Source organism: Methylobacter svalbardensis (assembly GCF_037671525.1).
Lineage (GTDB): Bacteria > Pseudomonadota > Gammaproteobacteria > Methylococcales > Methylomonadaceae > Methylobacter_A > Methylobacter_A svalbardensis.
In genome coordinates this window covers 1-18,271 of sequence record NZ_JAWPOH010000061.1, presented here as the reverse complement: position 1 = coordinate 18,271, position 18,271 = coordinate 1, and the positions used below count along the sequence as shown (strand labels likewise).

Genomic DNA, 18,271 nt, shown 5'->3' with positions numbered 1-18,271 from the left:
GATAAGAATCCTGCGGCTAAGCTCAAAGAATTGGCTGGACTTATTGATGAGGTTTTTCAGTTAATGCCTTCTGGAAAACATATGGTTGGGAGGGATTTGGGGCGTTTAGGGCCGACGGTTTCGCTACAGTACCGTGCTGCTGGATAATTTTCCAAGAATCAGGCTGCAAAAAATTTAAAAACTTGAACATCGAGTAATATACACCTTTTTAGGGGTTTACTTTACGTTATGTTTGAAGATGGACTCGCGTATCAATACAGAAGCTGAAATCGATGCCTGCGTTAAGTCCATTGGTGGTATCAAAGTCAGCGAACTTTTTCAAGGGTCGCCATCCTTTGATAATGCAGATTATCTGTTTGAGAAATACAATGTTGTCGCTGAGCTAAAGTGTCTCTCGGAAGACAAGACCACGGACAACGCTCTTCAAGAAAAAACGAAGTTAATAATTCATAAGTATTTGGCAGAATCCAGGATCGTGATATTTGGAACTCGCAAGATAACTACCGATCAGTTGTCACCGAAATGCACCAAAGAAATAGCAGAGCTTTACCGCAAGCCAATCAGAGGTGCGATGAGGAAAGCGAATAGGCAAATCCGCGAAACAAAAAGGGAATTGAAGGTGGAATCTGCACACGGTCTTCTGATTCTAGTTAACGATGAGAATACGGCGGTAGATCCAAGTCGTATTAACTGGATCTTTGCTGAGACATTCAAGCGAGACGACTTTAGTTCAATTAACTCAGTACTCTTTCTTACTCTAAATCTAATGGCTACACACCCGGCAATAAGAAATGATTTGCTCGTGTGGGTGGAGGGGCATCGAGATCCCGGCTTTCTGTGTCCGCAGGACCTCTATGATAACTTGAGGGTTGCACTGTATAAGCGCTGGGAAGGGCTATTGGGTCAGGAAATGAAGTCGATCGAGGTTAGAAATCACGAGTTTATTCATGAACTTGAATATAAAACAACATAACAATGGGCTACACAACGACGTCAAACTCTTCGCTACGCTACTAGTTTGCTGCGTGTGAGCCCTAAGCACAAAAGGTTCCATGTCTTGCATTGTGCAATTCAATACACCAGCCCGAAATGGGGCGCATCGTGCCCCATTTCGGAGCCCAAGCGTACTGGGCATTTTGATTCTTGAAATGAATTGTCCGTTGGAATGCTTTGAAAGCAACCCGACTTTTGGTGTTTGTAAACGGGGCGCGATGCGCCCCCTACCGGGCTCAATCTATTACGGTAGTAAGGATTTATCTTCGGGAAGGCGAACATCTGCTCACCAAGATCATGGACTTTTTGCACAACGAAGAGAAAGTCTCAGGCGTTACGGTATTGCAAGGCATTATGGGTTTTGGCCCGGACGACGAAATTCGGACCAGCCGCCTACTGGACTTGTCCCTGGACTTACCGTTGATCATTGAGTTTTACGACTTGCCTGAACGGGCTGAGAGAGCGTAATCAATCATTTTCAAACCCACATGGGTTTATCTCATGTCGTGAGCTGGTCGGCGACTAGCCATACCAGAGATCTTTGATCGCTACCGGACTTTTTTGAAACCTTAAAAAGTCCGGAAATCACGTTTATTTTTTCCAAACAGGTTGTTCAACAGTCTTTAGTAAGTGGCTCGCTTGGACTTATCCGCTTCTTTCTTTGCCTCTCTGGCTTCTTTCGCCAATGCTATGTAATGTTGACGCAACAATGTGAGTTCTTCCTCTTCTATTTCTTCTAAATCGAGCAGTGCATTATTGGCGCCTTCAAAAGCCCGAATCAATTCATCCAATTTTACTTGCATAGCTTCCGTATCCCGGTTTTGGGTGTGCTGAATCAGGAACACCATCAGAAAGGTAATGATGGTCGTTGCGGTATTGACGATCAGCTGCCAAGTATCACTAAAACCGAAAAGGGGGCCGCTGATAAACCAGACCAGAATTACGCCTATGGCAACATTGAAAGCAAAAGGCCTTCCGGACAAATGACTGAATAATCGGGCGAAATGGTCGAACTTGGTATTCCAGTAGGCGGCTTTCTCCATGTTATTTAAAAAATCGAGGATCAGCTTTTTAAAAACTCCACGAGTGAATGGCTATTCATGTGATGTGCTCCATTGGTTTTAATTACGGGTTGATGGGTGTAGGCTCGGAAAACTCAGTCATACTGTTTTTCAAAACTAAGTATCTGAATATAAGTTTCCAGCTCTTGTTTAAAGCCGGAGTGCAGGCTTTGCCTGCTTTGCAAGCAGAGCTTGCACTCCAAAATACCCGAAAACTTTAGTTCGATTACTTATATCCAAAACTGCCGAGATATTCTGAAACGATCAAAATCGAAAGTAAAGGAAGCTCTGCGTGGAACCAATTCCATCTGGCGATTATCGGATGCGCCGCAGTGCCAGCGTGCCTGTGACCACGAGCAGCGCAGACAGTCCAAAGCCGAATACCGTGAAACTGCCATCCAAAGCAGGCCGACTGCGGCACTAGAAATGAATTTAGCAACATCGTCAGCGTATCGGCGCTCACTATCTCGGCAATTCCAATGCTTCCTGTACCGCGACATACAAACTGGCAATAAAGAAAATAACGCCTAACCTATGCTGTTAGTGCTGAACCAAAAAGCCAATTCGGTGAAAATGGAGGGAACCGCATACCATACAATGAAAATGCGGACGCATTTCCGGGGCGCCGCCGGTTAAATCAAGAGTATGAAGATTGCATCTTCGGCAAGCGCCAGCACCTGAGTTGTGCAAATAGCCGAGATTGACTTGCTGGATTTCCAGCGGTTTGCGGAAAATGGCAAGAAAATCGCCGCCTGCCAGCAGCGGTTGGGTGCCGTGCATGTATTAATCCTTGGAAAACCAAATATCGCCGTAAAAGGCGGAAACTTGTCTGCCGCTGTTATCGGTATCGGTCATCAGCGCAACCGCATCGATAGTGCGCACGTCTTCGCCGAACAGCTTTTGCAGATCGGCGCGGACATTGCGCTTTTCGCTGTACCAAACGTTCAGCGCCGCTTCCGGGCCACGCACTGCCGTCATCATCGCATGGTCGCCGGCAAAGGCATTAGGCCAGACTTTATCTTTTGATGTATTGCTCGCCCAGACATAATTAATTGCCTTGGTCTGCCAAAACGCTAGGCCGCCCTTGACCACGACATAAATACGGGCGGCATAATCGTCACCGGCCTTACTTTGCTCATTCAGTCCGTTCAAGCGATTTGCAATGCGCCAGGACCAATTCAGCATAGGGGTCTGTTCCAGATCGATGCGCTGTTCCTTGAATAATCCTGAAGCTGCGGCTTGGCTGTCAGCTTTTAGCGCCACGACGCCTTCCAGGGTTTGCAACTGGTAACGGGTTTCGCCTTTAAAACGCTTGCGCTCCCAGCCATCCAAACGGTTGCGGCTAAATTCGCCAAGCGGTAGTTGGGGTTCGGCAGCAAGATGCTGCACCGGTAAAGCCATCAAAAATACGATAAACACTATTTTCATGTTTACGCTCAAATCCCTTCGCAATTGAACCACGTCAATTGTAGGACTGATCGGCTCATCACCCGCTATTAAGTCCGTTTGCCGCGCTGTTGTTGGCGGCGCTGCTGCTGTATCGACTTCAACATAAACTGTCTGTGTTTAACCAACCCTTATGCTTATGCGTGGAACAACCTGACAGCCTTGTGCTTGCAGGCTCCTCCAATACAGCAATGGCATTATCGGTTGATCCATCATCCGCATTCAGCATAGCCCCACAAACAGTTTGCGCTGAGCCTGACGTTAGCGCGTCGCCAGAATTACTGTCATCCCCGCGCCACCGGCTACCGCAATCATGAACGGCAGCGATTGAATCAGCGCATCAGGCGCCAGGCCTTTGCCGGAGAATTTGACCATCAAGGTTTGAGTCAAAAACAGTGCACAAATCGAACCGGCCAGCGTCGTCAGCGTTGCCCAGCTTAAAGCCAGCCGGTAATTTGCCGTGCCGCTGCCGAATAAAGTCGCCGCACCTTTAAAGTTGTCGTTGGCGCCGTTGGCATAGGCCAGAAAACAGACGGTAATGAATAAGACGCTTGTAATCATTGCAGCTCTCCTTTGTCGGTCTACAATATTGCCGTAAGTCGTTAGGAGAGCAATAAACCTTACAAAAAATATTCAGACCGTGGGACTGAGAGGCGTAATGGTTTATTAGTAAGACGGCGGAAGAATCGGTTCGATGCCCTCAAACTCCGCATCAGGATGATGTTTTATTACCAATTTCCTGATGGCCTCTATGCGGTCCTTGGGAATATCAATCAGAACCAGAAGTTCGCCCTGCTCGATGGCTTCTGTAAACTGTTTTAACCTTGAGTTGCCCGAATTCATTCCCGCTAAACCACCCATCAGAGAGCCGATGGTTGCACTTGCTATAATGATCCCCAAAAGCGGCCCGCCCGCAATGGCAAACCCCGCAAAGCGCAAACCAATTAAGCCTGCCAACAATCCCGTGGTGCCGCCTAATGCAACTCCTCGCTCAACTGCGGGAAGAAAGTCGGTTTTTATGCTTACCCCGGCTTCGGGGAGTCCTTCAAGCGGCGTGTCCCTTTTCGCCAGGATATGAATATGGCGCTCTTCTATGCCCTCAGCTTGGAGCTCTTCGACGATTTTATGGGTGATAGCAATATTGGGAACTAAAAAATAGATTCTTCTCATGGCGTTCTCCTCTTTTGATGATATTCACATTGACGATGAAGTCCAATGAGAGCTTATGTTAATTTGCCTATTATGGATTCTCGGGTAAACCGATATAAGTATAATAGATTTATTTCATTGCGTTTCAATAAGTTAAACTACGTATTTATTTCGACTCATTGATAGTATATCCTTAATATCCCGCTACAACTCTAATCTAAATATTTTTGCCGACTTCATAATATTGCTTAATAGAGAATTCAAAATAAAATTGGAAGCTTGAGGAGGGTAGCCTTGAAATCGATAACCGGCTTGTTTATTACCCGATGGTTTTTTGTTTTCGTATGGTTCTCAACCTTTGGCTTGAGCTCGATGGCATTCGCCGGGACAACAAGCGCTTTGCCGACAAAAACCGACGAATCTGCCGATATTGAGGTCTTCGTGCAACAGGGTTGCCCACACTGCGCTGACGCAGAGGTGTTTTTGCTGGCCCTCAAACGCGAACAACCGACGTTGAGCATCATTATTCATGACGTCATTCAAGAGCCCGCCGCACTGGAGCGATTACAGCATCTTGCTAAAAGCCAGGGTATAAAGACCCTAAGGGTTCCCGCTTTTCAGGTCGGCGGACAATTGATCTTCGGTTATTCAAAAGAAGCCGGTACCGACCAGCTTATCCGTAGCGCGCTGACCAAAATCCCAACAGCGAACATTCAGGATAATTCCGGCAGTTGCGAAACGAAAGCCGCTTTGTCCTGTGAGACAGAGCAATACATCGATTTTTTCGGCCACAGATTGTCGCTTGACGAGATCGGTTTACCGCTGTTCACGCTGGCAATCGGCCTACTGGACGGTTTCAACCCTTGTTCCCTATGGGTGTTGGTGCTGATGATTTCGTTGCTCGCATCGATGAAAGACCGGATGCGGATGTTCGCCATCGCCGGAACCTTTGTCGCTGTCGAAGGTCTGGTTTATTTCATGTTCATGGCGGCTTGGCTCAACCTGTTCTTGCTGATCGGTCTATCCCGACTTTCAGAAATCGCCATTGCGGGCATTGCCTTGCTGGTCGGCCTGATTAATCTCAAGGACTTCGGATTTTTCGGGTTAGGCGTGTCCTTGTCGATTCCCGATACCGCCAAACCGGATATATATGCCCGGATCCGGCAAATACTTCAGGCGAAGAACCTTACCGGTGCGCTGATTGGGGCATTTGTGTTGGCCATTTTGGTACAGATTGTCGAATTCATGTGCACCTCCGGTTTTCCGATGCTGTACACCCGGATCCTGACGTTGAAACAATTGGATAGCATCAGTTATTACGGTTATTTGCTACTGTACAATCTGGCTTATATGTTCGATGACGTTATTATTTTGACCATTGGCATCATCACGCTGAGCCAGCGACGACTACAGGAAAAAGAAGGCCGCTGGCTCAAATTAATCAGCGGTCTGACTATGATGGGGATTGCCATCTATTTACTGTTAAATCCTTTCTGACCTATTTCATAGAACGAGGCCTGCCATTGAACAGCAAACCGACAACACCCCATTGGGAACATTTTGAGCACCAAGCGGACATCGGCATACGCGGCATTGCGCCGACGCTGGAGCAGGCGTTCGAACAAGCCGCCGTCGCGATGACCGCCGTGGTTACCGATCCTGACTTGGTTACGGCATCAAAAGTCGTTTCCATTCATTGCGAAGCGCCAGATACCGAGTTGCTGTTCGTCAACTGGATCAACGAGTTGGTTTATCAAATGTCTGTACATGGATTATTGTTCAAGCGTTATCAAGTTTCTATTAAAAACGACACATTATCGGCAACCGCCTTTGGTGTAGCCGTCGACCGGCAAAAACACCAACCCGCCGTGGAAATCAAAGGCGCTACTTTTACCGAGCTGCATGTCTATCAGCAAGCTGATGGAACATGGGTTGCCCAATGTGTTGTCGATGTTTAGAGGTTGAATTACCCCGATCCAAGCCGGATGAGGCATCATTGCTTGGGCATCACGGAAACGATAGAAGCGGGGTTGCAGAACCCCGCCCCGCTTGGAATTTCCGTGCTTTTTGCGCTTTTCGTGGATCAATTGCCGTTTTTAGATTAAAGGAGAGAATCAATGGATACCAGTCAATTCATACAACGGGACGAAACCTGTTGGGAAATTCAGCCTAAAGGAGCCATGCGCGTTCCGGCGATTATTTATGCCGATGCACAATTGCTGCAGGATATGGACCAGAAAGTTTACGAGCAGCTCACCAATGTCGCGACCTTGCCGGGTATTGTTGAAGCTGCTTATGCAATGCCCGACGCACACTGGGGTTACGGTTTTCCGATCGGCGGCGTCGCCGCTTTCGATCCCGATCAAGGCGGAGTGGTCTCGGCAGGCGGCGTCGGTTTCGATATTTCCTGCGGCGTTCGCACCTTGCTTACCGGCCTTAATATTGCCGAGCTGCAACCGCACAAACAGGCGCTGGCCGATGCGTTATACCGCAAGGTTCCCGCCGGTCTCGGCAGCAGAGGCAAGATACATTTGAATCATGAGAATATGCACGGCATGCTGACCGGCGGCGCAAAATGGGCGCTCGATCAGGGCTATGGCGAGGCGCAGGATCTGGAACGCATCGAAGAACACGGCTGCATGGCCGGTGCCGAGCCCCACTATGTTTCTCCGAGAGCCAGAGAGCGACAAAAAGATGAAATGGGTACCTTGGGTTCCGGCAATCATTATCTGGAAGTGCAGCGGGTCGCGGAAATTTTCGACCCGGCTGTCGCCAAAACTTTCGGCTTGCGGGTTGATGACGTGGTGATCACAATTCATTGCGGCTCCAGAGGTCTGGGCCATCAGATCGGCACCGAATTTTTAAAAGAAATGGCGATGTCGGCGGCCCAATACCAGATCGTGTTGCCGGACCGCGAACTGGCCTGCGCGCCATTAAACTCCCCCTTAGGAAAGCACTATCTGGGCGCGATGCGGGCAGGCATCAACTGTGCATTGGCCAATCGCCAGATTATCACCCATCTGACCCGGCAGGCTGTCGCAACGATATTTCCAGGCATCCACCTCGGTTTGCTATACGATGTCTCGCATAACACCTGCAAGCTCGAGCAGCACATGATTGACGGCCAGAAAAAAGCGCTGTACGTACACCGCAAAGGCGCGACCCGCGCTTTCGGCCCCGGCCATCCCGATTTGCCGGCCGTATTCAAAGAGACCGGCCAGCCGGTGCTGATCGGCGGCTCGATGGGCACCAGTTCTTATGTGTTGTGCGGCACCAAAGAAAGCGAACAGCGCGCGTTCAGCTCGGCCTGTCATGGCGCGGGGCGGGCGATGAGCCGCACACAGGCCAGCAAGCAATGGCAAGGCAGATCGCTGGTCGAAGAGTTGGCCGCGCGAGGCATCATTATTCGCAGTCCGTCGATGCGCGGCGTGGCCGAAGAAGCGCCCTTGGCTTATAAGGATGTCAGTGCGGTAGTGGATATTGCCGACCGGGCCGGATTAGCCCGGAAAGTCGCTAGGCTGGAGCCGGTGATTTGTATCAAAGGCTAAAGGTGAAAGATGAAAGTGGGTCTTCCCTTTATATCGGTACCAGCGGCTGGAGTTACCAGCACTGGCAAGACCGTTTTTACACCAGCGTCGCACGAAAAGACTGGCTGAAATTCTACGCAGAACGCTTTTCTGCGGTGGAAGTTAACGGCACTTTTTATCGTCTGCAAAGCCCCGCCACTTTTGAAAAATGGTTTAACGAAACCCCGGCAACATTCAGGTTCGCAATAAAAGCCAATCGCTACTTGACGCATAATAAAAAACTGCTCGATCCAAAACCGTCAATACTGATCGAGAAAAACCACGCCGAAGCGCTGGGTGAAAAACTGACCGTGGTGTTGTGGCAGCTGCCCGGCCTATTGAAAAAGGATTTGCCCCGGTTGCAAGGCTTTATCGACGCCCTGCAACAATGGACTGAAACTCGCCACTGCATAGAATTCAGACACGAGTCCTGGTTTGATGATGAAACAGCGGATAGGCTGGCTAAAGCCAATATCGCCGTTTGCCTGTCGGACGCCGAAACCTGGCCGATGTGGGATTGCGTCACTTCAAACCTGGTTTACATTCGCCTGCATGGACACGCACGAACTTACGCCTCTTCCTACAGCAAATCCGAACTGGCCTATTGGGCCGAGCGCATCGCCCAATGGAATAAGCAGGGTAAGGACGTACATGTTTATTTCGACAATGACGCCGAATGCGCCGCACCTTTTAATGCCTTGGTCTTGCAAGGTCTCATAGGTCTGTAGATGAGCATGCCAGCGCCTTCACGTCCTGCATTCAATCAAGGCATGCACCCGATTAAGGTCGCCCGTTTTCGTCGCTTCGATCAGCTGTGGCTTATTCATCAACCGTTCCTTATCGATAGATGAAATATTCAATCATGTTAAAAAACCAAAGGAATTTATAACATGATTGAACTGAGCTGAATGGCGGGCAAAGGGATAGTACGCCGAATATTTTTTACATATTTTCATTGATAGGTGAGGGTTTCTTGCCGCTGAAACGTCTACTGTAGAAAGCTCGGAAATTATTTGTTGTTTTTCCCCTCAGAATCGGTTGTTCAGTTAAATGCTATAAGTAGCGAACGTGGTCATGATGCTTGAAGGCTTGTTTGCAGGATAACACTGCTTATTAACCGAGAAAGTCCGCATGAGGATTTATAGTGTTTATTTTGTTTTTAAGCTTAAAGACTACTGCAAAAATAAACTAAGGAAGTGAGGACGGAGATATGAAAACATTAAAACTGGTACAAAAGTCTAAGAATGTAAAGATTCCAGCAAAAATAGCTAACGATCGCATGATGAATAAAGATGACGATTTAATTGATTTGTTTCCTCTACCCCGATATTTTCAGGTGCATTTTCAGCATGTTCATGAAAATACCCATGATCTTCAAGGCGAACTGGTTCAACTTAAAGATTATGTGGCTAAAATCGATGAAAAACTTGAGCGGTTGATGGCGCTGTTAAGCCGTCCGCCCGAACATGTGCTTTGATAGCAAGACAATATTTCCTATGTATTTATTTAATAGCCATGAAGGTGGTGCGTTAACGCCTCTGGACGGCGCTGCAATGCCGACTCCGCAAAAAATGTACTCGTTGTTTCAAGCCTCAACAGGCCAGGAAAAACCGCTTTCGATGGGCGGTTTGTTATTAACGTTGGTGTTGTTACTGCATCTATGGGCCGCTATCTGGGTGCTGCAACCGGCAGAAGCCATCACCAAGGCTCAACCGATGATAATGGAAGTATCGCTGGTTTCCGCACCGAGCCAGCAAGCTGCAGCTGCGCCGATTGCACAACCTAAACCGGTGGAGCCGAAAAAACAGCCTGTTAAAAAACCGGTCAAGAAAAAGCAGCCGGTTATCCGCAAACAAATGGAGCTGCCAAAACCGCAGGCTTTAGTCAATGAAATATTGCCTGCGCCATCGACTGCCGAATCGGCACCGGCTCCCGTAGCGACTAGCGCTACCGCGAATACGTCAAGCAAGACAACGGCAGAGACCGCACCCTTTACCGAGGCGAATTTCAATGCCAATTACGGCTCCAATCCCAAACCGAAATACCCCGGTATTGCCACCAGCCGCGGCTGGGAGGGCACTGTGCACCTGCTGGTGAAAGTATCCGTCGAAGGCGATAGCGAGGAGGTCACCTTGCAACGCAGCAGCGGCTACGACTCGCTCGACGAGGCTGCTATCGAAGCGGTCGAAAAATGGAAATTTATTCCGGCCAAGCGGGGCGACACGGCAGTGGCTAGTTCGGTCGTCGTACCCATTAATTTTGTTTTGAATAACTAAAAAGGAAACCTAAATGCCCTACCATATCGAGCCGAAAATTATCATCGACGGTACCTTGTATACCCTGCTGGCTTTCTCGGTGGCCACCTGGACGGTGATTCTGTATAAAATCTGGGAGTTCACCAATAATAGCTATCGTAACCGGCGCTTTAATCAGGCATTCTGGGATGCATCCGATCTGGCGCAAGCGGAATCGGTGCCCGTAGATACCGCGATAGGTCCGCAGGCTCGCATCGCGCAGCAGGGTTTTGCCTGGCTGAACGAAAGCCAACAAGCTGCCGGTAAGCACCTTAAATATATCGGTTCTCCGGCTGAATTGCTGGAATACTCGCTGCTGGTGCAAATGCAGAAGGAGCAACACCTGATGGAAAGCGGCCTGACACTGCTCGCCAGCATCGGCAGCACTGCGCCGTTCGTCGGCCTGTTCGGCACGGTGTTGGGCATCATGCACGCGATGCATGAGATTACCGCCAGCGGCTCGACCAGCCTGGATGTAGTGGCCGGCCCGATCGGCGATGCGCTGGTCGCCACCGCAATCGGTATCGCCGTCGCCGTACCTGCAGTGTTGGCGTATAACTTTTTCCTACGCCGGGTCAAGCAGCAACGCACCGGCTTGGAAAACTTTGTCACCAGTTTTCTGCATATCGCCTTAAATACGGACAAGGTATAAACATGGCTTTTAAACCGCAATCGGAAGACGAAGGCGCGATGAGCGAGATTAATGTCACGCCGCTGGTCGATGTGATGCTGGTGTTGGTGATTATTTTACTGGTGACTGCGCCGCTGCTCACGCAATCGGTGCATGTGACCTTGCCGAAAACCGCCGCAACCACAGCGGATGTTAAAGAACAACCGCTACAGCTAGGCATCGATGCCCAAGGGCTGATCACGCTGAACAAACTGCCGTTGGTCAATCTGGCTGCCCTGGAAACGGCTTTGAAGGATGAACTTTTGAAAAATCCTGAAATCGGTCTGCATTTATACGCCGATCAAGACGTTGTTTATTCAAAGGTTGCCGAAGTGATGGCGACCGTTCAACACGACGGAATTGCCAAAATAGCCTTTGTGACTGTGGAGCAATAAGGTTTGTACCGCTGCCGATAAAACGGCAGCGGTCTTGCGCACGCTCACCGCATGGGTGCAGGATGTACTTAACCATAATCATGATCTAAAAGCCGACGCGGCATAAAGGGATTCGGAGCGCTCGCAAGCGGATATTGATGTCTCCCTGAGTTGGCCGCAGTTATTTTTTGTATCCGGCTATCGAATTGATTACCTGACTTCCTGCGAGACAAGCGCGTTTGAAGCGCTGTTCACAATGAGCAGGGAAATCGATGTGGTGACGCATCAACGCCGGCCGCCCCCGTCGCCAGCCGCCGGCGCAATTCTAATCCACGGTATCAGCAATAATGACAGGAAGAAAATCAGAGCCAGAATATTGAACATGGTATTGATCGTAAGCACATCCGCTTCGCGCAACACCAGACGGTAAAGCTGCTTCAGCGCGGCCAGATCGCTGTCCGGCAACGACGCATCACTAAACCGTTCCTGTAAGCCGCCCAACAGGGCTTGCGTCGTTGTCGAACCGGGCTTCACTGCCTCGCGCAATACGGCGTAATGTTCCTTGTTCAGCCTAATCATGAGAGTGTTGGTGAGTGCCAGGCCAATGGCTCCACCCAGGTTTCGCATGAGATTGTACAGCCCGCTGGCGTTTTTCACTTCTTCCGGCGGTAGTGTGCCGAAGGTCATGTAATTGATAGGCAGGAAACAGAACATCAGGGAGAAGCCCCGGATCGCCTGCGGCCAGAAGAATTCCCAGAAACCTGCTTCATGGTTCAAATTCCCGTTCATCAAGGTTCCCAGGCCGAAGCCAAACAGCCCCAAGGCCAACGTCAGGCGTGGCCCCAGCTTTTTGGCGATCCGGCCAACGACGAAAGCGGATGCGAACTGAAACAGTCCGGTGACCATGATGTACTGGCCGATCTGTAGGCTGTTCAGACCCTTGACGGTGGCCAGGTAGATCGGCATCAAGTAGATAATGGAGTAAAGCCCGATGCCGAGAATGAAGCTGAATAAGCAACCTATGGCGAAATTGCGATTGCGGAATGCCCACAGGTCCACGATCGGGTGTTCGATGGTCAGCTCCCGATGGAACATCGCGATGCCGGCAGCTGTCGCGACCAGGCTGAAGAACACGATCTCGCGGCTTTCGAACCATTCTTCGCGTACGCCCTCTTCCAGCACGAATACCAGGCTCCCAAGGAATACGACGATATACAGGATGCCGCGGAAGTCGATCTGCTTCAGCAAGGCCCAGTCCGGGTCGTCCACACGCAGAAACAGCCCGGTGATCACGGTCGCCAGTATTCCCGGCACCAGATTGATCAGGAACAGCGCCTTCCAGGACGCCATCTCGGTGAGATAGCCGCCCAGCACTGGACCCGCCGTGGGCGCGACCGTTACTACCATGGCGACGACGATTGTCATCGTGGGCTGAAGACGGCGCGGGAACAACGTGTAAGTCACGGCGAATACCGATGGGATCATCGCCCCTCCGAAAAATCCCTGGAGGGCGCGGAACGCCACCATGGACGGCAGGTCCCAGGCGAGCGCGCACAACAGGCTCATCACGGTAAAGCCGCCGCAGGATAGGGCGAACAGGTAGCGCATAGACAGCGCCCGTCCGAGCCAGCCTGACAAGGGAATGATCGCCACTTCCGCCACCAGATAGGAGGTCTGCACCCAGGTGATCTCGTCCCGTGTCGCCGAGAGTGCGGCCTGGATCTGTTCCAGGGAACTGGCGACAATCTGGATATCCAGGACCGCCAGGAACATCCCGAATACCATGGCGAAAAAACCAATCCATTGCTGGGGGCTGACCGTCTTCTCGGTAGCGTCGTTCGCGGCCGCGATCTCGGGTGGCGTTCTGCTGAGGGCTGGCGGCTGGGGCGAGGCGGACTTTATTACCGATGCCATGGCAGCCTACCCGACCCTGACCTTGACCACCGTGGAAAGCCCCGGCTTCAGACGGCTCAAGTCGGTGCCGGGCCTGAACCGGATCTTCACCGGAACGCGCCGCACAATCTTGGTGAAGTTACCGGTTGCGTTCTCCGCCGGCAACAGGCTGAATTCGGAACCCGAAGCCGGCGCGAAGCTGTCTACCGTCCCTTCGAACCGGCTGTCGGGATAAGCATCGATCAGGATGTCCACCGGCTGTCCCGGTTGCATGCGTCCGATCTGGGTCTCCTTGAAATTTGCTTCCACGAACACTCCATCGGTCGGAATCAGGTATGACAGCACGCTGCCGGGTTTGACCAGTTGCCCCACCTGCACACTGCGATTGCCCATGATGCCGGCGATGGGCGCTACAATGTGAGTGTTCATCAGGTTGATGCGAGCCAGTTCCAGCGCGGACTGGGCCGCCTTCAGCCTGGCCCGGGTCTCGTCGATCCGGGCCTCCCTGGATGCCAGTTCGCTCTCCGCTTCCAGCCGCGCCGAACGAGTTTGATCCCGCCGGGCAGCCGCCTGCTTATGGGTGGATTCGGCGGCATCGCGGGCTTGTACCGAAACTGCCCCCTCCGAAGCCAAGTTATCGAAACGTTTCGTATCTTTCGCGGCACGTTCCAGATCGGCCTCCGCGACGGCGATGTTGGCTTCTTCCTGACTGATCCTGGCGCTCTGCGTGCGTTTTTCGGTTTCCAGCGTATGGATGTGCGCCGTTTCCATCAAGACTTGCGCATCTGCCTGGGCGACCTTGGCCTGGAAATCATGGTCGTCGATGACAACGAGCAAATCGCCCGGCATCACCTTCTGATTGTCCTCGAATAGTACCTCCTTGACGTAGCCCGTCTCCTTGGGGCTGATCAGGCTCAGGTGCGACTTGAGATAGGTGTTGTCGGTCGTCTCGAAGGGGCGAATCTCCTTGAGCCAGTACATGATTCCGGCCGCCATCGCCAATGTAAATATTAAAAGGATCAGGATTGTTCTCGGAGAAAGGGAGAAGCGCATGTTTTTTCGTTGCCTTATCAAATGGTATGGTTTAGTTCAAAAAATAGAAGTCTGTCAAACCCGATAAACGGATGCCCAGGTCGACGGTAGTTATTCGGCAATTAAGCGGATCAAGCCGCTGGCACCCAGTACAGTCCTTTTTAAGAGCGATGGCTTTCTGGACCAACGGACAAGCTGGGCTCTTACCCGATAACGCAATAATCATGCAAATACTGCGCCAGTCTTTGCGAACATCCAGGAACTGACAAACCGAGATGCGGTTGTTAATTCCGGCCTTGAAAATAATCGGAGAATATGGAAACTTTTCGGTATTAAATCAGTCAACGCGTGCAAATCTCAAGACACGTTAGGGGATACAAGCGGCGTGTATCGATACCTTATAGTAAAGCTTCGTTGACGACGGGTCTTCGGGTACCCGAAGCGGATATGGTTGCATTACAGACCTCGTCATTTGCGAATCAGGTCATATAACACAATACAAAACGCTAGCCCCATCATAACTTGTTGTTTTTACAGGCGTGATTAATCAATCAGTCAAATCCCGCAAAACAAGTGCGGCATATAACATAACTATCGGCTAGAAATCAATGGATACGCAAAAAATTTTCTGAAGAAAATTGCGCAACTCAGGCTCGGGCGGGACTGCTTAAAATCGATCCAAGTCCCGCTAAACCTGGACCGCGGCTTGTTTTTTCGCCTGGAGAACCCAGGTTGCATTATCGACTGGCACAGCAATTGCTGTACCAAGATAAGCAGTATCCATTTCCCACAAGTAAGGGCCGATAAGAATGACTTTTGACACCACGAAATCCAATGAGTTTCAGACCCTTGCCGAGATGTGTATCCAACAAGCCGAAGTGCGGCCGGATGCCGTTGCCTTCCTATCGGGCGACAATCGACGAACGTTTCTGCAACTCGATCTAAGCAGCAATCAAGTCAGCCACGGATTGACCGCAGCCGGCGTTAAGTCCGGCTCCAGGGTAGCAATACTCGGTAAAGACACCGTTGCTCACTATGAGATTCTGTTCGGCTGCGCCAAGATCAAAGCGGTGTTGGTTGACCTGAATTGGCGGCTGGCCACTCCCGAGATACTTTATATCCTGAACGACAGCGAAACCGAAGTACTGTTCGTGGCGCAGGAGTTTTTCCCGCTAGTGGAGTCCCTGGTTTCGCAACTGATCACTATCCGGACGATAGTCGCCTTGGACGGTTCGCATCCTAACTGGTCGGCCTACGAGGACTGGAAAACCGCGAAACCGGCCACTCCACCCGCTTGCGAATACTGCGCCGACGATGTTGCCGTGCAAATGTATTCCAGCGGCACTACGGGGCGGCCGAAAGGCGTAAAACTCGCGAACTACAGTTTTTTCAGGCTGATGCAAGGCATGCTGGCGGCCGGCGATCCATGGATGTCGCTGAATCCGACCGATACGTTGTTGTTATCGCTGCCGCAATTTCACATAGGCGGGCTCTGGTGGGCCATGCAAGGTTATGCGGTCGGCGCTGCCGGCGTCATCGTCGACACCTTCGTCGCCTGGCAGGCTTTACAGCTAATCGAGCGGCACAAAGTTACCAAAGCCGTGCTGGTGCCATCGATGATCCAACTGATGCTGGCAGAACCTAGCTGTTCGCAAACCGATTTTTCGTCATTCAAGGGACTGGTCTATGGCGGCTCGCCGATCTCCCCGCCGCTGTTACGCAAGGCTATGGACACCTTCGCCTGCGAATTCTTCCAGATATACGGCCTGACCGAGACCGGCAATATGGCGGTGTGTTTACGCCCCGCCGATCATTGCCCGGCGGGCAGCCCAAGAATGAAAGCTGCCGGCAGACCCTTGCCCGGCGTCGAAGTCAAAATCGTTGATGGACAAGGCCGGACGTTGCCGGCGATGCGCAACGGCGAAATTTGCATTAAATCACCCAGCAATATGCTGGGCTATTGGAAGAACGACTCCGCTACCGGACAAACACTGGACGGTGGTTGGGTGCGAACCGGCGACGTAGGCTACATGGATGGGGATGGCTACGTTTATGTCTGCGACAGGATCAAAGACATGATCATCTACGCGGGAGAAAACCTGTTCCCCGCCGAAATTGAAGCCGTACTTAGCGAACATGAGGCGGTAGCCGAAGTCGCTGTCATTGGGATCCCCGACGAGATGTGGGGGGAAGTCGTAAAAGCCTTTGTCGTGCCGCGGCAAGGCGGCGTTATCAAGCAACGCGAGTTGATCGATTTCGCCAGAAGCCGAATCGAGGATTTCAAAGTGCCTAAATCCATAACGTTTGTCGATGCCTTACCGAGAAATCCGAGCGGCAAAGTCCTTAAACGGGTGTTGAGAGCGCCGTTTTGGCAAGACCAGGACAGACAGGTTAGTTAATTCACCATCTAGAGCACAGGAATAATAAATCATGAATGCAGCAGTATTAGAAAAAGAAAAAGTATCCATCACCGAGGCGGCGCCAGGAAAAATTGGCGCCGAGGTGAGGGGTTGGGATGTTACGACATTTACCAAGGACTCTCCCGAAATGGAAATGCTCCGGCAACTGATCTACGAGAATAAAGTGGTCGTCATTCGCGGCCAATACGACATAACCGAACAGGAACAAGTCAACTTCGCCAATGCGGTAGGCCGGCCTCAAGTTTATTTTCAAGCGAATTATCATCACCCCGACTATCCCGAGATTTTCGTTTCCAACAACCTCAATGAAGACGGCCAAAAATTCGGCGTTTCCGGCACAGGCCGCTACTGGCATACGGATTGCTCCTTCGAGAAACATCCTTTGTCCTTTACCTCAGTACGCCCTATATTCTTCCCTAAATCGGCTCGGGAAACTTCATACATCGACATGGCTCGCGTCTACCGCGAACTCCCCGATGATTTGAGACGTTATGTGGATGGCGCGATGGCAATGCAGGAAGCCTGGCCGCGCTACAAAGTACAGGCGTGTGACATCGACCGTTCGATTGAAGAAATTATCGAGAACTTCAAAGCTGAATGCCCGCCGATGGCCCACCCTGCCGTAATTGAACATCCAGTGACCGGCGAAAAAATACTCTACATCAGCAGCGGTTTTACCAGCGGACTGGTAGGACTGTCCCATGAAGAAAACGAACGGGTGATGAAAGCCTTGTTCGCCTTCGTCGAACAACCGAAGTACGTACATACGCATATCTGGGAAGACGGCGATTTGATTATCTGGGACAACCGCCCGTTGATCCATAAAGGCTCTAAGGCCAAGTCTGGCGAAAAAAGCAGAATGTACCGCATTGGCATCTACGACGAATTACCATTTTATGTAGGGATTAACCAATGAATACATTAAGAATGGTCAATTCTCAGGACAGCATCAGTGTTTCAGATATTGACGATGGTTTTATAAATAAGGTGTTAGAACCTTATTACAGCCACAGTCGTTATCTAAAACACGCCTGGTTTCAGCAGTCGGAAAGCCTTGATCCGCAAAGCTTGATCATGAATGGAGAATTCTCAATACCCGAGTCTTGCTATATCGACGACACCGGGCATTTTAATGCCGTTGAATACAATATCTGAAGTTTCCCAGTTTTTCAGGAGCAAGAATTTTAGAAAGTGGAAAAAATTTCGAAAATTTTTAGCAACTCTTAATACACGTCAATGCATCCCAAAATAATTCATTTACCCATTAAAAAACAATAACTTATTGTCGAACGAAGCCTTGTTTTACTGTATAATGCTAGCCTATAAGCCACTGATTATACGAATAAAACGACCTCATTTATGTTCATCCTACG

General features: G+C 50.6%; 21 protein-coding genes. 14 read left to right on the top strand and 7 right to left on the bottom strand.

The features are described from left to right. Window positions 1–238 precede the first annotated feature (238 nt). Window positions 239–973, top strand: coding sequence for a hypothetical protein (locus RW114_RS16825; RefSeq protein ID WP_340123923.1), 735 nt, complete (start codon window positions 239–241; stop codon window positions 971–973). Between the two features lie 197 nt (window positions 974–1,170). Beyond that, a complete protein-coding gene (locus RW114_RS16820) occupies window positions 1,171–1,461 on the top strand; it encodes a DUF190 domain-containing protein (RefSeq protein WP_340123922.1) in 291 nt (96 codons plus the stop codon). A 155-nt stretch (window positions 1,462–1,616) separates the two neighbouring features. On the opposite strand, the gene RW114_RS16815 is transcribed toward RW114_RS16820, so the two are convergent. Next, complete coding sequence (locus RW114_RS16815) at window positions 1,617–2,036, bottom strand: low affinity iron permease family protein (protein WP_340123921.1); 420 nt, start codon at window positions 2,034–2,036, stop codon at window positions 1,617–1,619. A 210-nt stretch (window positions 2,037–2,246) separates the two neighbouring features. On the opposite strand from RW114_RS16815, the gene RW114_RS16810 reads away from it, so the two are divergent. Then, window positions 2,247–2,585 (top strand): hypothetical protein, encoded by a 339-nt coding sequence (locus RW114_RS16810; protein WP_340123920.1) that lies wholly within the window; start codon window positions 2,247–2,249, stop codon window positions 2,583–2,585. Window positions 2,586–2,594: 9 nt separating this feature from the next. Here the strand turns inward: RW114_RS16810 and RW114_RS16805 are convergent, their stop codons facing one another. From RW114_RS16805 to RW114_RS16790, 4 genes are all read right to left on the bottom strand, one after another. Next, window positions 2,595–2,834, bottom strand: a complete 240-nt coding sequence (locus RW114_RS16805) for a hypothetical protein (RefSeq protein WP_340123919.1) — start codon at window positions 2,832–2,834, stop codon at window positions 2,595–2,597. Between the two features lie 3 nt (window positions 2,835–2,837). After that, on the bottom strand, window positions 2,838–3,482 hold the full coding sequence (locus RW114_RS16800) for a DUF3047 domain-containing protein (RefSeq protein WP_340123918.1): 645 nt from the start codon (window positions 3,480–3,482) through the stop codon (window positions 2,838–2,840). A 279-nt stretch (window positions 3,483–3,761) separates the two neighbouring features. After that, complete coding sequence (locus RW114_RS16795) at window positions 3,762–4,061, bottom strand: inorganic phosphate transporter (RefSeq protein WP_340123917.1); 300 nt, start codon at window positions 4,059–4,061, stop codon at window positions 3,762–3,764. A gap of 105 nt (window positions 4,062–4,166) precedes the next feature. Continuing rightward, on the bottom strand, window positions 4,167–4,670 hold the full coding sequence (locus tag RW114_RS16790; RefSeq protein WP_340123916.1) for a DUF1269 domain-containing protein: 504 nt from the start codon (window positions 4,668–4,670) through the stop codon (window positions 4,167–4,169). A gap of 273 nt (window positions 4,671–4,943) precedes the next feature. Here RW114_RS16790 and RW114_RS16785 point away from each other — a divergent pair, with 273 nt between their 5' ends. The 8 genes from RW114_RS16785 (at window position 4,944) to RW114_RS16750 (ending at window position 11,574) form a co-directional block, all read left to right on the top strand. Then, window positions 4,944–6,146, top strand: coding sequence for an NrdH-redoxin (locus RW114_RS16785; protein WP_340123915.1), 1,203 nt, complete (start codon window positions 4,944–4,946; stop codon window positions 6,144–6,146). A 26-nt stretch (window positions 6,147–6,172) separates the two neighbouring features. Beyond that, a complete protein-coding gene (locus tag RW114_RS16780) occupies window positions 6,173–6,607 on the top strand; it encodes an archease (protein WP_340123914.1) in 435 nt (144 codons plus the stop codon). Between the two features lie 159 nt (window positions 6,608–6,766). Next, the gene (locus tag RW114_RS16775) at window positions 6,767–8,197 is read left to right on the top strand and encodes an RtcB family protein (RefSeq protein ID WP_340123913.1); all 1,431 of its coding nucleotides are present in this window, start codon (window positions 6,767–6,769) and stop codon (window positions 8,195–8,197) included. 2 nt (window positions 8,198–8,199) lie between these two features. After that, window positions 8,200–8,943 carry a DUF72 domain-containing protein gene (locus tag RW114_RS16770; protein WP_340123912.1) on the top strand — a complete coding sequence of 248 codons (744 nt, stop codon included), beginning with the start codon at window positions 8,200–8,202 and terminating at the stop codon, window positions 8,941–8,943. Between the two features lie 482 nt (window positions 8,944–9,425). Next, entirely contained in the window at window positions 9,426–9,692 is a 267-nt protein-coding gene (locus RW114_RS16765; RefSeq protein ID WP_340123911.1) for a hypothetical protein, read from the top strand. 19 nt (window positions 9,693–9,711) lie between these two features. Further along, entirely contained in the window at window positions 9,712–10,491 is a 780-nt protein-coding gene (locus RW114_RS16760; protein WP_340123910.1) for an energy transducer TonB, read from the top strand. 13 nt (window positions 10,492–10,504) lie between these two features. Then, complete coding sequence (locus tag RW114_RS16755) at window positions 10,505–11,161, top strand: MotA/TolQ/ExbB proton channel family protein (protein ID WP_340123909.1); 657 nt, start codon at window positions 10,505–10,507, stop codon at window positions 11,159–11,161. A 2-nt stretch (window positions 11,162–11,163) separates the two neighbouring features. Further along, window positions 11,164–11,574, top strand: a complete 411-nt coding sequence (locus tag RW114_RS16750; protein WP_340123908.1) for an ExbD/TolR family protein — start codon at window positions 11,164–11,166, stop codon at window positions 11,572–11,574. A gap of 264 nt (window positions 11,575–11,838) precedes the next feature. Here RW114_RS16750 and RW114_RS16745 read toward each other — a convergent pair whose 3' ends face one another. Together RW114_RS16745 and RW114_RS16740 are read right to left on the bottom strand one after the other, a co-directional pair. Continuing rightward, on the bottom strand, window positions 11,839–13,467 hold the full coding sequence (locus tag RW114_RS16745) for a DHA2 family efflux MFS transporter permease subunit (RefSeq protein ID WP_340123907.1): 1,629 nt from the start codon (window positions 13,465–13,467) through the stop codon (window positions 11,839–11,841). 6 nt (window positions 13,468–13,473) lie between these two features. Next, on the bottom strand, window positions 13,474–14,499 hold the full coding sequence (locus RW114_RS16740; RefSeq protein ID WP_340123906.1) for an HlyD family secretion protein: 1,026 nt from the start codon (window positions 14,497–14,499) through the stop codon (window positions 13,474–13,476). A 788-nt stretch (window positions 14,500–15,287) separates the two neighbouring features. Between RW114_RS16740 and RW114_RS16735 the strand changes: the two genes are divergently transcribed. The 3 genes from RW114_RS16735 to RW114_RS16725 are packed head-to-tail and all read left to right on the top strand — an operon-like array spanning window position 15,288 to window position 18,053. Further along, the gene (locus RW114_RS16735; protein WP_340123905.1) at window positions 15,288–16,877 is read left to right on the top strand and encodes a fatty acid--CoA ligase; all 1,590 of its coding nucleotides are present in this window, start codon (window positions 15,288–15,290) and stop codon (window positions 16,875–16,877) included. Window positions 16,878–16,908: 31 nt separating this feature from the next. Continuing rightward, window positions 16,909–17,814: a TauD/TfdA dioxygenase family protein gene (locus RW114_RS16730; protein WP_340123904.1), complete on the top strand. Its 906-nt coding sequence runs from the start codon at window positions 16,909–16,911 to the stop codon at window positions 17,812–17,814. Then, complete coding sequence (locus RW114_RS16725) at window positions 17,811–18,053, top strand: FcoT family thioesterase (protein WP_340123903.1); 243 nt, start codon at window positions 17,811–17,813, stop codon at window positions 18,051–18,053. Before RW114_RS16730 ends, RW114_RS16725 begins: the two co-directional genes overlap by 4 nt. The last annotated feature ends 218 nt before the right edge of the window (window positions 18,054–18,271 follow it).